The organism is Alkalibacterium iburiense (genome assembly GCF_039521845.1).
Lineage (GTDB): Bacteria > Bacillota > Bacilli > Lactobacillales > Carnobacteriaceae_A > Alkalibacterium > Alkalibacterium iburiense.
This window is the reverse complement of sequence record NZ_BAAACW010000137.1, coordinates 31,315-48,347: the sequence shown is the minus strand read 5'-3', so window position 1 is coordinate 48,347 and position 17,033 is coordinate 31,315. Positions and strand designations below refer to the sequence as shown.

Genomic DNA, 17,033 nt, shown 5'->3' with positions numbered 1-17,033 from the left:
TTACAGTTCTACCCATCAATAAACAATTAAATTGCTTTATATGAAGCTGTTAATCACAGTTATTGCTGTAGATAATATAAAAACAGCCCTTCTTTTAAGCACACACATGCTTTAAGAAAGACTGTCTATTTTATCTAGGCACTTCTTCTCCAAACTCCGGGTGAAAAGAGGATGAGTATTGGAAAAATTTCTAAACGCCCCATAATCATAACTAGGGATAACAGTATTTTTATAAAAGGACTAAAGAGAGAGTAGTTAGCATGTGGTCCAACTATACCCAATCCTGGTCCAATATTATTAATGGTTGCTGCTACAGCACTAAATGCGGAGGTGAAATCTGATGTTTCTAATCCGACAATAAGAACGAGTGCGACAAAGATGACGACATAAAGAATAAAATAATTGCTAATCGCTTGAATCATTTTCCCTTTGACTGGTTTGTTTTCAAAACGAATACTCACAATTCTGTTAGGATAAGTATTTCTTTTCAACTCTGTTAAGGCTGTCTTTATAAGGATAGCGACTCTCGATACTTTTATTCCCCCACCAGTCGACCCAGCCATGGCTCCTACAAACATAAGTCCAAGTAAGATCATCTGAGAAAATAAGGGCCAGTTATCGAAATTGTCGGTCGAAAATCCTGTCGTTGTGATAATCGATGAGACACTAAAAAAGCTGTCTCTCAAAGCTTGTAAAATGGAATGTGTGGTTGTACTCAAGTGAATAGTAATGAGTGCGGTAGAACCTATAATAAACCCTAAGTACCATCTAAGTTCCTCACTTTTAAAGACTTCTTTAAAATGCTTCGTTATAAGGAAAAAATAGAGATTGAAGTTCATTCCAAATAAAATCATCGCTACACCTAAAATAATCTCGATTGATACACTATCATATGGGGCTACACTTCCATTTTTCATACCAAAGCCGCCTGTTCCTGCTGCCCCAAAAGCATGAATGAATGAATCAAATACTGGCATGCCTGCAAAAATAAGAAATAGTACGGTTAAAGCAGTCATAACTAGATAAATAACATAAAGGATACGGGCTGAATTGGATAACTTGGCCACTATTTTTCCAAAGGTCGGCCCTGGAACTTCTGCTTTCATTATATGAACTGTTTCAGATTCCATATGCGGTAATACAGCTAATGCAAATACAAGGACCCCCATCCCCCCGATTAAGTGAGTGAAGCTTCTCCAAAATAGCGAGGAATGGGCTAAATTTTCAACATTATCTAGGATGCTAGCACCAGTCGTTGTAAAGCCACTGCTGGTTTCAAAAAAAGCATCTACTAATGAAGGGATATCTCCGTTTAATACAAAGGGAATAGATCCGAAAAGGGATAATAATATCCATGATAAAGAAACAATCACAAAGCCCTCTTTAGCGTACAAACTCCTGTTTTTAGGCATTTTTTTTGTAAATAAATGCCCTATGATTCCGGTAACTAAAGCGACTAACAAAAAACTAAGAGAGTATCTTAAGGGCTCCTGGTATATAATACTGATTACTATAGGTATCAATAACAAAATAGCTTCTATTTGAAGCAATCTACCTAAGATATATGCTACTATTCTTTTGTTCACAAATAACCATCCTATGCTAAAATATCTTCAATATTTTCTAACGTTCTTTTTGTAGTCACTATAATGACCTGATCCCCTGGTTTAATAACGTCTTGACCAGTGGGAAAGATCAGTTTTTTATTTCTCACAATATAAGCAACCAGTAAATTATCTTTCATATTCATATCCTGCAGTTGTTGATTAACAACTCTGGAATGGTTCGGTACTCTAAATTGTAAGGCTTCGACTTGGTTATCCGCTATTCTGAATAAAGCCTCCACATCTGAACCATCATGTGTGTGCAGCGAACGAACAAATCTAATAATCTCATTGGCTATGAGTCTTTTTGGGGTAATAATCGATTGTAAGCCAATAGGCCCGAGTATTTTTAATAAATCCGTACGGTTAACCTTTGTTATTGTCTTCTTGGCACCTTGATTAAGTGCAAATAATGAGATGAGTAAATTTTCTTCATCTACCCCTGTTAAGCTTATAACCGTATCATATAATTCGATTCTTTCTTCTCTTAGAAATTCTTGATCGGTTCCATCCCCTTCAATGACAACCGCTTTAGGATACTGTTCACTTAACTCTTTTGCAATATCCGATCTATTTTCAATAACTTTTAATTCCATACGCATTTCAGCTAACATATCAAGTAAATACTGAGTCACTCTTCCCCCTCCAACAATAAGAGCGGAACGTAACTTTTCTTGTTTTAATCCTATTTTTCGATAACTTCTAGTCAAATCTTTTCGACTACCTGTTATGAAAATATGATCTCCTTTTTCTAATTGAGTCTCCCCACTAGGAATAAATACATAATCCTCTCTTAAAATGGCACAGATTAAGACATTTCCATAATTATTTCTGAAATCCTCAATTTTTGTGTCTGCTAGCTTACTTTCACCGCTTACTTCAATTTCAATGATACTGACTTTTCCATCTGCAAACTGCTCTACACTGAGCGCTTCCGTATAACGAATCACACGAGCAATGTCTTTAGCGGCTTCCATTTCAGGATTAATCATCATGGTGATACCTAATCCTTCACGCATGAAGTCCATATATCCGGCATATTCTGGATTTCTCACTCGTGCAATGGTGTGTTTGGCACCGAGTTTTCGCGCAATAATAGCAGAGATGATATTGACTTCATCTTCTGGAGTAACAGCGATAAAAATATCACACGTTTCTACATCTGCTTCTACTTGAGCTTCATAACTTGCTGAATTTCCAACAAGTCCTGTTATATCATTTTTATTTATAATACGTTCAAGAACACGTTCGTTCTTTTCAATGAGGAGAATATCATTTCCTTCTAATGAAAGTTCTCTGACTAGAACTTCCCCCACTTTTCCCCCACCGGCAATAACTATATTCACGCGACTATCTCCTTTTATTAAATGTGTTTACTCCTTCTTCATAATAGCAGAATCAAGTAAGTTTTCAATAAACTATTATTGTATTTATAGGATTATTCCAGTAAACTTTATCTATTCATATATTTTTTTAGTGCTTACGAAGGGAAGCTTTATTTAATGACTACTATTATTCGACGATTTAATGACTGGCCTATTCCAATAAAAATTATCTTGAGTTTTGCCCTTGTTATTTTCTTAGGTTCTATTTTACTGTCTATGCCATTCAGTCAGCTGGATAGTTCTGAAGCTAATTATTTTGATCACTTATTTGGAGCTGTTTCAATGGTAGCCGTTACAGGCCTGTTCACTCAGCCCGTTGCGCACACCTACTCATTTATCGGTCAAGTCTTTGTCCTCCTCTTAATCAAGCTTGGAGGATTAGGTTTAATCACTATCGTATCTGCAGTGGTCCTTCAATTTGGAAGACGTGTAAGCATTCAAGGTGAAGTCACTCTCCAACAAGCTTTAAATAGGAAAGATAGAACAGATTTCAAGTATTATATTCTATCAATAGTTAAGTATACTACTTTGATAGAACTCATTGGAGCTTCAATCATGTCTATCCACTTTGTTCCTGCCTTTGGTTGGCGTGATGGCTTATTTACATCCGTTTTTTTAACTATATCAGCCTTTAATAATGCAGGTTTTGACAATTTGGGTACGGCAAGTTTACAACCTTATATGACTAATCCTATTATCAATACTGTTATACCTGTCTTAATTATACTCGGTGGACTCGGCTTTTCAGTTTGGTTTGATATAGGAAAGAGGTTCAAATCACTTCTATTATATAAAGATTGGAAAGATTGGAGAAGTTTAAAAAGAAATTACCGTCATTTAAATTTACACTCTCGCCTAGTGATAAAATGGACCTTCTGGCTAATCATTGGAGCCATGTTTTTATTTATGCTATCAGAATGGAATCATCCAGAAACTATCGGCACTTTATCACTCATTGACAAATTCCAAGTCAGCTTTTTTCAGGCTGTTACTTTACGAACGGCAGGCTTTGGTACTGTAAACTATGCAGAGCTGCACATGTTTACTCTCATGGTCTTTACAGTCTTCATGTTCATTGGAGGATCTCCTGGTGGTACAGCTGGTGGAGCTAAAACATCTACAGTCGCCTTGGCTGTTATCTTACTAAGCTCTGAAATTAGAGGACTATCGAATGTTAATTATAAGCATCATACCTTAAAAACTGAAATTGTTAAACGTGCTTTAGTTATTGTGGTAATGTTTGTGCTGCTTAACTTTGTAGCTATTTCTATAATAACTATTTTTGATGGCCATGTTCCTTTACAATTCATTTTCTTTGAATCTATTTCGGCTTTTGGAACGGTTGGACTCTCAGCAGATTTAACCCCTACTTTGTCCCGTTATAGTCAGACAGTTATAATGTTTGCCATGTTTATAGGAAGATTAGGTCCAATTACTATATTTACAGCATTAGCCAATCAAGATAAAAAGAAAAAAGATGTTAAATATGCAACTGGTGAAATTTTAATCGGTTAAAGGAGTAGTATACATGAGAAAAACTGTTGGAGTTTTAGGTTTAGGTGTGTTCGGATCAGCTATAGCCAAACGATTAGGTGAACAAAATTTTGATGTCATCGCTGTTGATGAAGATTTAGAAGATGTTGACCGTGTGGAACCCTATGTTGTTCAAGCGGTTCAAGGAAATATTTCAGATCTTGAATTACTGAAGAGTATTGGATTTGAAAACTGTGATGTGGCCGTTATCGGAACAGGGGCTAGTTTGGAAGCAAGTGTTTTAGCCATCATAAACTGTAAAAAATTAGGTATTGAACATATTATTGCTAAAGCAATTAACAGAACTTATATGGAAGTGCTGCTTGAAATCGGGGCTCACGAAGTTATCCGTCCTGAAAAAGAGATGGGCGATAAAGTGGCTCGCAATATCATGCGTAATCATATACTTGATGTGATCGACTTGGATGAAGAAAATTCGATTATTGAATTTAATGCACCAAAAAGATGGATCGGTAAAACATTAAGAGAGCTGGATTTACGAAAGGAATATGAAATCAACGTCATTGGTATAAAATCAAGAAAAGAAGATAGCTTATCCATAAATGTTCCCCCTAATCAAAAAATTGAGACCGGCAATATAATTATAGCAATCGGCAAGCCAGATATGTTTGAACACTTAGATTATACTGATCGTCTATAATAAGAGAATTAATTAAAAAAAGGAGCTCATATCAATATGATTTTGAGCTCCTTTTTTTATTCCTTTTATTAGTAAAAAACTCTGAAGTGAATATTAATTAGCAATTTGATTTTCAGGATAATAAGACAAAGATGAAAACTTATTGTATTCTTTTATAAATAATAACTTAACAGTTCCCCTAGCACCCGAACGGTTCTTTTCAAGAATAACTTCTACGATATTCTCGTCTCCCTGTTCTTCCTCTTCTTCATCCTCATTACGGTAATAATCTTCTCTGTATAAGAACGCAACAATATCTGCATCCTGCTCTATAGAACCAGACTCTCTTAAATCACTCAGAATCGGCCTTTTATCCTGTCTCTGCTCAACACTACGGGATAGCTGTGACAGGGCAATAACGGGCACAGAGAGCTCTTTTGCCAGCTTTTTAAGCTGTCTAGATATCTCCGACACTTCTTGTTGTCGGCTTTCTTTACCAGATCCTTCAATTAACTGAAGGTAATCAATAACTATTAAACCGAGGTTTCCTTTTTCCTGCTTCAAACGACGACATTTTGCTCGGATTTCTGCTGTTCTAATACCAGGAGTATCATCTATATAAATATTTGCTTTAGATAAACTCCCCATTGCTACAAATAATTTTGTGAATTCTTCTTCAGTCAATTGACCCGTACGCAAATTAGATGCATTAATTGTTCCTTCTGCACATAACATACGATTGACCAGTTGTTCTGCACCCATCTCTAAACTAAAAATGGCCACAGTTTCATCTGTTTTAGTTCCAATGTTTTGAGCCACATTTAAGGCAAATGCAGTCTTTCCTACACCTGGTCTGGCTGCCAATATAATCAGCTCGTCTTGATGCAAACCGGCTGTCATCTGATCTAATGCCTTATATCCAGTTGATAAACCTGTTATATCATCATCATTTTGAAAAAGTTCATCTATATTATTGATTGTTTCTCTTAAAACTGTTTCAATATCTACGAAACCACTTCGGCTTCTTTTTTCTGATACTTCTAAGATTTTTCTTTCTGCTTCATCTAGTAAGTTAGGTACATCATCTGCTTCCTGGTATCCTCTACTAGCTATATCAGTCGCTGTTTGAATTAATTTTCGAAGAATGGAACGTTCTTCAACTATTTTCGAATAATACTCTACGTTAGACGCTGTAGGTACCGTGGTAGCGATTTCCGCTAAATATGGGGTGCCTCCAACATCCTCAAGTATTCCTTTTGATTCTAATGAGTTAGCAATGGTAACGACGTCTATTGCTTCATTTCTCTCATTTAACTCTGTCATTGCTTGAAATATAAGCTGATGAGCTCTTCTATAAAAGTCATCGACTTCTACGTATTCCATAGCAGGAATTAGAGCTTCCGGGTCAAGTAAAACAGACCCTAATACCGATTGTTCTGCTTCTATATTTTGAGGGGGTAAACGGTCTCCTAAAGCTTCCATTGCACAATCCTACTTTCTTTCATCTTCTAATCTGTCTATTTATTGTACAGTATCCCAATTAAAAAGTATATAAAGGAACATGCGTTTGCAATGAAATGTTTCACGTGAAACATTTTCGTTTTATTCAGTGGTCATATCTTAATTAAGATAAAAAAAGTTGCCAATTAAAGGATTGGCAACTTTCATCTGTTATTATTCTTCTATAGGTAAAACACGCACTGTAAGTTCAGCAGACACTTCACGGTGTAACTTGACTTCCAGTTTTTGGCTACCTAATGAACGCATAGGCATTTTTTGAATAATCTTTCTTTTATCTACTTTTATATCTAACTGTTTTTCTAATTCTTTAGCAATTTGCTTAGTTGTAACAGAACCAAAGAGACGTCCATCTTCTGCAGCTTTCTCTTTAATTTCAAGTGGGTTCTTTTCAATCGTTTCTTTATCTTTCTTTGCTTCCTCTAGAATTTCTGCTTCTTCTCTTTCCTGAGCTTTTTCTTTCATAGCTAATTCTTTTTTAGCTCCTGCTGTGGCTTCTTTAGCTAATCCTTTTTTCAGTAAAAAGTTGTTCGCATATCCCGGAGAAACAGTTTTAACTTCTCCCTTTTTTCCAGTTCCTTTAACATCTTTTAATAGAATGACTTCCATAGTAATACTTCCTCTCTAAATTAGTTTAGTTCAGAATGAATAACTTCTTTTAATTCTTCTATTGTTTCAGAAACACTTTTACCATCTATTTGAGTAGCCGCATTTGATAAATGACCACCGCCACCCATTTTTTCCATAATTATTTGAACATTTATTTTACCCAAACTGCGCGCACTTATTCCAACCATATCATCTGATCGTCTGGTCACAACAAAGGCAGCTTCCACACCTGACATACTTAACATAGTATCAGCAGTTTGAGCAGAAGTGACCGGTGGATACACATCATTATCTTCACCAGCGGCTATTGCTACCCCATCTCTTACAAATTCTAGATTTTCAATTATACGACTTCTTTGTAAATAATTCTCAGGGTCTTCTTTTAATAAACGCTGAATCATAGTAGAGTTGGCACCAACTGACTGCAGGTAGCTAGCCGCATCAAACGTTCTAGACCCTGTTCGCAGACTGAAGTTGTTAGTATCGACGACAATGCCTCCAAGTAAGGCTGTGGCTTCAATTCGATTAATTGGATCACCATCACTCGTCACATATTCAAATAACTCAGTTACTAATTCAGCTGTTGATGAAGCATAGGGTTCAATATAAACCAATAGAGGATTTTCTGTAAAGTCTTCTCCTCTTCTATGATGATCTATTACAATATTGCGATTTGTTTTCTTTAATAGATTAGGAGCTATGGATAAGACAGGCTTATGATGGTCTACTAATATGACCAGGTCTCCTTCTGTTATCATCTCTTCTGCTTTATTTGGTGAGACAATATTAGAATGCACCTGTTCATGTTTTTTTATTTCATCCATGAGCTTTGTGACGTCACTGCCCAAATCTTCGTTGTCTACAACAACATAAACTGATTTTTTTAGCATTTTAGCAATTCTAGCGACTCCTAATCCAGATCCTATAGAATCCATATCTGGATTTTTATGGCCCATAACAAAAATCTGATCACTATCAGTCATAATTTTCTGCATCGCCTGACTAATCATACGTGAACGGACTCTTGTCCTCTTTTCCATTGGATTAGTTTTTCCACCATAATATCGAGGTTCTTCATTAACTGCTTTAACTATAGCCTGATCGCCACCACGACCTAAAGCTAAATCAAGATTGCTCTGTGCTAATTCAGATAATTTATCAAATGAGTCTTCACCATAGGCAATCCCCATACTAATAGTTAAAGGTAGATTTCGTTTTGACGTTCTTTCTCTGATATTGTCAATAATATTAAATTTTTCGTTCTCGATTCTTCTTAATTCTTTTCTACTTAATAACAGAAAATAGCGATCATCGGATGTTCTTTTATAAAATATTCCATGTTGCCTACCCCAATTCGAAAAATAAGTAGTTAACATACTATTAAATCCGGAAACCCCTCGATCATCTAACCCTTGCGTTATTTCATCATAGTTATCAAGGAATAACCATCCGATAACCGGTCTGTTTTCCTCGTATTCTTCTTTAACCGTTGCGTATTCGGTTATATCCAACAAGTATAGGGCATTTAAATCTGTTTGAACGGTCACTTGATACTTTTTACCGTTCCATTCCACTATTTGTTTATCATTTCTTTCAGAATCCATGAGATAAATGGCTAACTCTTCATTAACCTTATCCAATGGCTCATTTAGCACATTTTCTTCATCTGAGAGTTGAGTTTGCAAATATGGATTTACCCATTCAATCTCATTTTCATCATTTAAGAGTATAATACCAATAGGCATTTTTATTAATGCTTCTTGTTCTCCTCTTTTTATTCGGTAAGAGAGATTTAAAATATATGAGTTCAACTCTCTTAAGTAGTCGCTTCCGAACTTCCAAGCTATTAATATTATAATGACAAATAAAATCAACATTAAAAAGCCAAGCCAAATGTAGGCTGTGAAACTCAGCACAACCATTATGATTTGGGTAATCACCACTATTAAAATTGAAAATCTTAATGAAGGGTGATTCATAAATTCAGGAAATTGTTTTTCCTTCTTTTTATTATTCATATTGTCTCCTTTTAACGCTTCACTTTTTATAAGTTTATCATTTTTTCCCTTATCATTCTATATAAGGTTCTATTTTTAATAAAAAGTGTTTCACGTGAAACATTTACTACATGAATTCAAAAGGCTGTGACATCAAATGTCACAGCCCATTTAAAATTTAATTTAGTTTTCTTCTGTAACAAATGGTAGTAACCCCATAATACGAGCGCGTTTAATTGCTTTCGTTAATTTACGTTGGTTTTTTGCATATGTCCCAGTTACTCGACGAGGTAAAATTTTACCACGTTCTGAGATGAATCGTTTTAATAAATCGATGTCTTTATAATCAATATATTCAATATGATTAGCTGCAAAGAAATCTACTTTACGGCGCTTTCTTCCGCCTCTACGTCCAGCCATGTTATAATCCTCCTTTTATTCTTGAATCAAAATGGTAAATCATCATCGGAAATATCGATAGAGTCATTGCTTTCAAATGGGTCTTCATCGAAATTCGCATAATTATTCTGCTTATTGTTGTTATTACTCGAAGCCTGATTTTGATTACTTTGTTGTGAATAGTTATTATTCGAGCTATTCGAATTAGAGTAACCACCACTATTGCTAGAACCATCGTTTTGGGCACGTCTTTCAGTGACCGATTTAGGTTCAAGCATTTGGAAATTATCACAGACAACTTCTGTAACGTAAACTTTACGCCCTTCATTGTTTGTATAATTTCTAGTTTGGATTCTTCCTGTGACACCAACTAACGACCCTTTACGAGTGAAGTTAGATATGATCTCAGCAGTTTTTCTCCATGCAACCACATTAACAAAGTCTGTTTCTCTTTCCCCTTGTGCATTTGTATAAGGGCGTTCAACAGCTATAGAAAACGTAGCCACAGCAATACCACTACCTGTATAACGAAGTTCAGCATCTCTGGTTAATCTACCTACTAATACAACATTATTAATCAATCAATATGCTCCTTTCATAACAGACACTAAATATAATGTTTCACGTGAAACATTATTTTTCTAAACGAACAATCATATGACGTAAAATATCGTCATTGATACGTGCTAGGCGTTCAAATTCATTGATAGCCGCTGCATCTGAAGCTTCTAGGTTAACTAAGTGATATGTTCCTTCACGGTAACCTTGAATTTCGTATGCAAAACGACGTTTCGCCCAGTCTTTTGATTCAGTAACTTCAGCGCCATTATCTGTTAGGATAGTATCGAAACGCTCTACTAAAGCTTTCTTTCCATCTTCATCAAGATCAGGACGGATAATATATAAAATTTCATATTTAGCTGATTGACTCATCTTTGACTGCACCTCCTTATGGTCTTTGGCCCTTTCTTTTGAAAGAGCAAGGAGAGTATTCTTTTTAAGAGTACTCACTCCGAAGTATTATAGCATAATACAATAGTCAGCACAAGTATTTTTAGAGTATTTCATCTTTCTATAAATGCAAAAAATCAAGGCGTTTCACATTTTTATAATGTGATCGCCTTGATTCCATTTACTAATCTTAGTCTTGCTCATCTTCAGAGATTTCATCCAAAGGTATGTCCGTTTCCATTTCTTCTACATCTTCTTCAGATTCCACTTTAGCTAAAGTGGAAACATAGTTGTCTTCTTCTAACTTCATTAATCTGACACCTTGTGTGGCTCGACCTGTTTGAGAAATATTTTTCGCATGGAAACGAATAATGACTCCCGTTTTAGTAATCAACATGATATCTTCTTCTCCAGTTACTGTTTTCATACCAATAAGTGGTCCGTTTTTATCAGTGATATTAATTGTTTTGACTCCTTTACCACCGCGACCGCGAATGGCATATTCTGAGGCAGGTGTACGTTTTCCGTAACCTTTTTCAGAAATGACAAGTACTTCAGAGTCTGAATTTAATTTATCCATTCCAACGACATAATCATCTTCTCTTAATTTAACTCCACGTACCCCAGAAGCAGCTCTTCCCATACTTCTAACGTCTTCTTCGTGGAAGCTAACAGCATACCCTTGTCTAGTCGCAATAATGATGTGGTCTGATCCATTAGTCAAAGTAACGTCAATAAGCTCATCGCCTTCTTTTAAGACAATAGCTTTCAATCCACTAGTTCGAATATTTTTAAATTCATCCGTAGATGTTCTCTTGACAGTTCCATAACGCGTCGTAAAGAACAGATGTTCCGTTTCATCGTGTTCGCCTCTTGTTTTAACAATAGCTTCAATCTTTTCATTGTTATCAATACCCAGGAAGTTTATAGCTGGAATACCTTTAGCTGTTCTACCATATTCCGGTATTTCATATCCCTTGGCTTTATAGACTTTGCCCGTATTTGTAAAGAATAAAAGCAAATCATGAGTGGAACAGGTAACCATGGTTTCAACAAAGTCATCTGTATTGGTTCCCATTCCTTTAACGCCTCTACCTCCACGGTTTTGAGCTTTAAATTCTGTTATTGCCATACGTTTCATGTACCCATTATGTGATAAAGTAATCGCAATTTCTTCTTCTTCGATTAAATCCTCATCTTCAATACTTAGAGATTCACCTACAAGCAATTCAGTTCGTCTGTCATCCCCATGTTTATCGGCTATTTCTTCCAATTCTGTTTCGATAATCTCATTTATACGTTCTGGACTGGATAAGATATCATTTAAATCTTGAATTAATTGAATAAGATCTTCGTATTCCCCTTCAATTTTTTCCCTTTCCAGACCTGTCAATCGAACCATGCGCATATCTAAAATAGCTTGTGCTTGACGATCACTTAGGCCAAAACGCTCTATTAAAGCATTTTTGGCTAATTCACCTGTCTGCGATCCTCGAATAATAGATATAATTTCATCAATATGATCTAAAGCTATACGTAAACCTTCTAAAATATGGGCCCGCGCTTCTGCTTTTCGTTTATCATACTCCGTACGACGTCGAATAACTTCTCGCTGGTGTTTTAAGTACTCTCTTAAAATTTCTCTGATACCTAATGTTTTTGGCACACCATTGACAATGGCTAGCATATTAAAGCCAAATGAGGTCTGCATAGGTGTCATTTTATATAAGTTATTCAAGACGATACTAGCAGAGACATCTCTTCTCACATCAATAACAATACGCATTCCGTCTCTATCGGACTCGTCATTCAAATCTGTGATACCTTCAATACGTTTATCCCTAGCTAAATCAGCAATGCGTTCAATTAGCTTCGCTTTATTCACTAAATAAGGGATTTCATCCACCAATATGCGTTCTTTTCCATTGGGTTGCACTTCGATTCTTGCTTTAGCACGAATTTTTATAGATCCTCTACCTGATTCGTATGCTTTTCTAATACCAGATTTCCCCATAACCATAGCTCCAGTAGGAAAATCAGGACCTGGCATAACTTCCATTAATTCAGCTATAGTAGCGTCGTCATTATGCATCATAATACGACAAGCATCAATGACTTCCCTCAAGTTATGTGGAGGAATATTGGTTGCCATTCCTACCGCAATACCAGAAGCACCATTTACGAGTAAATTCGGAAATCGAGCAGGTAAAACATCTGGCTCTCTTTCACTTCCATCGTAGTTATCATGGTAATCGATGGTGTCTTTATTAATATCTCTTAGTAACTCTAATGATACTTTGCTCATACGAGCTTCTGTATAACGCATAGCCGCCGCACTGTCACCATCAATTGAACCGAAGTTACCGTGTCCTTCAATTAAAGGATTACGGTAACTGAAGTTCTGAGCCATACGCACCATTGATTCATAAATAGCTGAGTCTCCGTGTGGGTGATATTTACCCATAACATCCCCAACAATACGGGCCGATTTTTTAAAAGCTTTATCTGGTGTCATTCCTAATTCATTCATTCCGTATAAAATACGGCGGTGAACAGGTTTCAGACCATCTCTTACATCTGGTAAAGCACGTGATACAATAACACTCATTGCATAATCTAAAAATGATGTTCGCATTTCACTTGACACATTTATCTGTTCAATACGTGAGTCTTTTTCTTCAGTCAAGTAGTTCTTCCTCCTTAAGCCGTGTTCCTAATTGTCCTGTTGCTCTAAACATCGATATTCTGAACATACATAGCATTTTCTTCAATAAAATCTCTTCTAGGTTCTACTCTTTCACCCATCAGCATATCAAAGACTAAGTCAGCATCAATCGCATCATCTACTGTCACTTGAAGTAGGCGACGATTGGCCGGGTTCATTGTGGTTTCCCATAACTGTTCCGCATCCATTTCACCTAACCCTTTATAACGCTGAATAGAGGGCTTAGGAGACGCAGGTATCTCTTTAAGGTATTCTTCCAGTTCTCTGTCAGTATCCAGGTAGACCTCTTTTTTACCCTGTTTTACTTGATATAAAGGGGGCTGAGCAATATAAACAAAGCCGGCTTCTACTACAGGACGCATATAGCGGTAAAATAACGTAAGAAGCAAGGTACGAATATGAGCGCCATCCACATCGGCATCCGTCATAATAATCAACTTATGGTAACGGGCCTTTTCAATATCGAATTCTTCTCCAAAACCAGTGCCCATTGCAGTAAACAAGGCACGGATTTCTTCATTCGCTAAAATTCTGTCAATAGATGCTTTTTCCACGTTTAAAATTTTACCTCTGATAGGTAAGATAGCTTGAAACAATCGGGATCGTCCTTGTTTAGCCGATCCTCCAGCAGAGTCTCCCTCAACAATAAATATTTCTGATTGTTCAGGATCTTTTGAAGAACAGTCTGCTAATTTACCTGGCAAATTACTGATTTCTAACCCATTCTTCTTGCGTGTCACTTCTCGTGCTCGCTTAGCGGCTAAACGGGCTTTGGCAGCTAAAAGAGCTTTGTCTATAATTTTTTTACTCGTCTGAGGGTTTTCCATTAAGAATCGGTCAAAGTGTAAGCTGAAGAGACGATCCGTGATGGTTCTTACTTCTGAATTACCCAATTTAGTTTTAGTTTGTCCTTCAAACTGAGGATCAGGGTGTTTGATACTTAATACAACTGTTAACCCTTCTCTTACATCTTCTCCACTTAAATTATCATCATTTTCTTTCAAAAATTTATTCTTTCTCGCGTAATCATTAATAATACGAGTGAGGGCTGTTTTAAATCCAGATTCATGCATACCCCCTTCATAGGTGTGAATATTATTAGCAAAACTCATAATATTCATGTGGTAGCCATCTGTATGCTGCAAAGCAACCTCTACTGATATGCCTTCTTGTTCATCTTCCAAATAAATAGGCTCATCGTACAATACGGTTCGACTCTGATTCAGGTATTCAACATAACTTTTAATACCGCCATCGTATTTATATTCTAAACGGTTCGGTTCTTCTTCCTCAGAACGCTGATCTTCAATCGATATAGTCAAACCACGATTTAAGAAAGCTAATTCACGCACACGAGTAGCTAATTTGTTGAAATCATATTCCGTAGATTCTGTAAATATATCTGAATCCGCCTTAAATCTAACTACTGTTCCGCGTGTATCTGTTTCCCCTGATTCTTTCACGTCATACATGACTGCTCCACGTTCATAACGCTGGTTATATATTATTCCGTCACGATGAACGTACACTTCTAAGAATTCTGATAAGGCATTAACTACAGAAGATCCCACTCCGTGCAGGCCTCCAGAAACTTTATAACCGCCTCCACCGAATTTACCTCCTGCGTGTAAAACGGTAAAAATCGTTTCAACAGCAGGACGTCCTGTTTTTTCCTGAATATCAATAGGAATCCCACGACCATTGTCTTTAACCGAAATAATATTATCCGGTTCAATGATAATCTCAATAGTGTCCGCATGCCCAGCCATGGCTTCATCAATGGAGTTATCTACGATTTCCCATACTAAATGGTGTAATCCTGATGGACCTGTAGAACCGATGTACATTCCGGGACGTTTTCGAACCGCTTCAAGTCCTTCTAGAACTTGAATTTGACTGGCATTGTACTCTTCTCTTAATTCTTCTACTTGTTTAGGTGTCAATTTTTCTTCTGCCACTTTTTTACTCACTCTCTCTTTCTATCTGTCCACTGTGCACTCTAAAAATACGAGGATTCTCTAATAGTTCCTTTTTTACGCCATCCAGACTTGTTGTCGTCAAGAAGGTTTGAACTTTGTCCTGAATCGTTCTTAATAAATGCGTTTGCCTGTCGTCATCCAATTCGCTTAAAACATCATCCAATAATAAAACGGGGTACTCCCCCGTCATTTCTTTCATCAGTTCAATCTCAGCTAATTTTAAACTCAAAGCAGCCGTCCGTTGTTGTCCCTGTGATCCGTAAGTCTGAACGTTTTTGTCATTCACATAAAAACGAATATCGTCTCGGTGTGGACCGATAAGTGTCGTTCCTTGTTCACGTTCTCTTTTTTTATTTTTCTCATACTGTTGAAGTAAATCAGTCATAATTTGAGATTTTTCGGTTTGGGAAGTTGTTAAAACAGATGAAGCGTAATCTAAAGTCAGCTTTTCTTTTCCCTGAGAAATGTCAGAATGGATAGGCTGGGCCCATTTTTCAAGACGTTTTACAAAGGAAAAGCGTTCAGCCAACACTTCAGATCCTTCAGCTGCTAATTGTTCATTCAAAATAGTCAGATAGGTTTCATCTAAAGACCCGTTATATTTATGCTGTTTCAAATAAGCATTTCTTTGTTTTAAAACTTTTTGATATTCCACTAGATGGTACAAGTAAATAGAACTCATTTGTCCCATCTCCATATCTAAGAATTTTCTTCTCACAGATGGAGAGCCTTTAACTAAAGATAAGTCTTCAGGGGCAAATAAAATCACATTCAAATGACCAATATAGCTACTCAGCTTTTTCTGTTCTAAATGATTTAATTTGGCTTTTTTTCCTTTTTTTGACAAGACAATTTCTAGTGGAAAAGAGTTGTTCTTTTTTTCGACTGTTCCATATACCTTTGCAAATTCCTGATTCCAACCAATTAATTCCCTGTCATTAGCCGTTCGGTGGCTTCTGGCCATAGCCAGTAAATAAATACTTTCCATCATATTCGTTTTACCTTGAGCATTTTCTCCTAAAAAGACATTAATACTTTTAGAAAATAAGGCTGTCGCCTCTTCGTAATTTCTATAGCCTTTTAGTTTTAAATCCTTCAGATACATTATTTTTCTCCGCTTTGGTTAGATTCAACAATGAATTGGCCTACTTCTTCTACTTCAACGGTATCCCCGTGGCGTAACTTCTTTCCACGCCTGTTTTCACGTTCTCCGTTTACCCAAACATCATATTCAGCTAAAAATGGCTTAGCCATCCCTCCACTTGAAATGATAGTTGCGTGTTTCAGAAATTGACCGAGTGTAATAGTTTCCCCTTCTATACGAATGGTTTCTTTCACATTAATCGGCTCCTCACAAAATAAAGACGTGGATTGAAATAATCCACGTTTACTTGATTTCTCATCTTTAATTATACCTTAAATGGCCAGTTAAAACAAATTTATATAGGTAAATAAGCTCTCTCATCCATTTTACTGTCCTTTTAAAGAAATCAGCATTTTATATCAAATGGCCTCAAAAACGAATTTTTTTACTCTTTTATGGATTTCTGTATCAAAAAATGATTCAAGACAGATTTTTTTAGAGGTCGAAAAAATGTTAAACGATGGTTTGATAGAAGTATTCCTTTTTTGCATAGGACACGAACTTTCACAAGACTTCTCTAACACCCTTTATAAATTAAAAATCCGGAAT

The 17,033-nt window shown here is 36.3% G+C and carries 14 protein-coding genes; 2 read left to right on the top strand and 12 right to left on the bottom strand.

The window, feature by feature from the left end:
* Window positions 1–134: 134 nt before the first annotated feature.
* Together ABDZ53_RS11005 and trkA are read right to left on the bottom strand one after the other, a co-directional pair.
* Window positions 135–1,586, bottom strand: coding sequence for a TrkH family potassium uptake protein (locus tag ABDZ53_RS11005; protein ID WP_343756511.1), 1,452 nt, complete (start codon window positions 1,584–1,586; stop codon window positions 135–137).
* An 11-nt stretch (window positions 1,587–1,597) separates the two neighbouring features.
* Complete coding sequence (gene trkA, locus ABDZ53_RS11000) at window positions 1,598–2,950, bottom strand: Trk system potassium transporter TrkA (RefSeq protein WP_343756509.1); 1,353 nt, start codon at window positions 2,948–2,950, stop codon at window positions 1,598–1,600.
* Window positions 2,951–3,106: 156 nt separating this feature from the next.
* On the opposite strand from trkA, the gene ABDZ53_RS10995 reads away from it, so the two are divergent.
* Window positions 3,107–4,504: a TrkH family potassium uptake protein gene (locus ABDZ53_RS10995; RefSeq protein ID WP_343756507.1), complete on the top strand. Its 1,398-nt coding sequence runs from the start codon at window positions 3,107–3,109 to the stop codon at window positions 4,502–4,504.
* 13 nt (window positions 4,505–4,517) lie between these two features.
* Window positions 4,518–5,183 (top strand): potassium channel family protein, encoded by a 666-nt coding sequence (locus tag ABDZ53_RS10990; protein WP_343756505.1) that lies wholly within the window; start codon window positions 4,518–4,520, stop codon window positions 5,181–5,183.
* A 93-nt stretch (window positions 5,184–5,276) separates the two neighbouring features.
* Here the strand turns inward: ABDZ53_RS10990 and dnaB are convergent, their stop codons facing one another.
* The 10 genes from dnaB to yaaA form a co-directional block, all read right to left on the bottom strand.
* Window positions 5,277–6,644, bottom strand: a complete 1,368-nt coding sequence (dnaB, locus tag ABDZ53_RS10985) for a replicative DNA helicase (protein ID WP_343756503.1) — start codon at window positions 6,642–6,644, stop codon at window positions 5,277–5,279.
* Between the two features lie 192 nt (window positions 6,645–6,836).
* Window positions 6,837–7,289, bottom strand: a complete 453-nt coding sequence (gene rplI / locus ABDZ53_RS10980) for a 50S ribosomal protein L9 (RefSeq protein ID WP_343756501.1) — start codon at window positions 7,287–7,289, stop codon at window positions 6,837–6,839.
* Window positions 7,290–7,309: 20 nt separating this feature from the next.
* Complete coding sequence (locus ABDZ53_RS10975) at window positions 7,310–9,307, bottom strand: DHH family phosphoesterase (protein ID WP_343756499.1); 1,998 nt, start codon at window positions 9,305–9,307, stop codon at window positions 7,310–7,312.
* 162 nt (window positions 9,308–9,469) lie between these two features.
* Entirely contained in the window at window positions 9,470–9,706 is a 237-nt protein-coding gene (gene rpsR / locus ABDZ53_RS10970) for a 30S ribosomal protein S18 (protein ID WP_343756497.1), read from the bottom strand.
* Window positions 9,707–9,732: 26 nt separating this feature from the next.
* Window positions 9,733–10,266: a single-stranded DNA-binding protein gene (gene ssb / locus ABDZ53_RS10965; protein ID WP_343756495.1), complete on the bottom strand. Its 534-nt coding sequence runs from the start codon at window positions 10,264–10,266 to the stop codon at window positions 9,733–9,735.
* A gap of 52 nt (window positions 10,267–10,318) precedes the next feature.
* Window positions 10,319–10,618 (bottom strand): 30S ribosomal protein S6, encoded by a 300-nt coding sequence (gene rpsF / locus ABDZ53_RS10960; protein WP_343756493.1) that lies wholly within the window; start codon window positions 10,616–10,618, stop codon window positions 10,319–10,321.
* Window positions 10,619–10,826: 208 nt separating this feature from the next.
* Window positions 10,827–13,322, bottom strand: a complete 2,496-nt coding sequence (gene gyrA, locus ABDZ53_RS10955; RefSeq protein WP_343756491.1) for a DNA gyrase subunit A — start codon at window positions 13,320–13,322, stop codon at window positions 10,827–10,829.
* A 44-nt stretch (window positions 13,323–13,366) separates the two neighbouring features.
* Complete coding sequence (gene gyrB / locus ABDZ53_RS10950; RefSeq protein WP_425541709.1) at window positions 13,367–15,304, bottom strand: DNA topoisomerase (ATP-hydrolyzing) subunit B; 1,938 nt, start codon at window positions 15,302–15,304, stop codon at window positions 13,367–13,369.
* A 19-nt stretch (window positions 15,305–15,323) separates the two neighbouring features.
* The gene (recF, locus tag ABDZ53_RS10945) at window positions 15,324–16,445 is read right to left on the bottom strand and encodes a DNA replication/repair protein RecF (protein WP_343756489.1); all 1,122 of its coding nucleotides are present in this window, start codon (window positions 16,443–16,445) and stop codon (window positions 15,324–15,326) included.
* A complete protein-coding gene (gene yaaA, locus ABDZ53_RS10940; protein ID WP_343756487.1) occupies window positions 16,445–16,678 on the bottom strand; it encodes a S4 domain-containing protein YaaA in 234 nt (77 codons plus the stop codon). Before yaaA ends, recF begins: the two co-directional genes overlap by 1 nt.
* Window positions 16,679–17,033 lie beyond the last annotated feature (355 nt).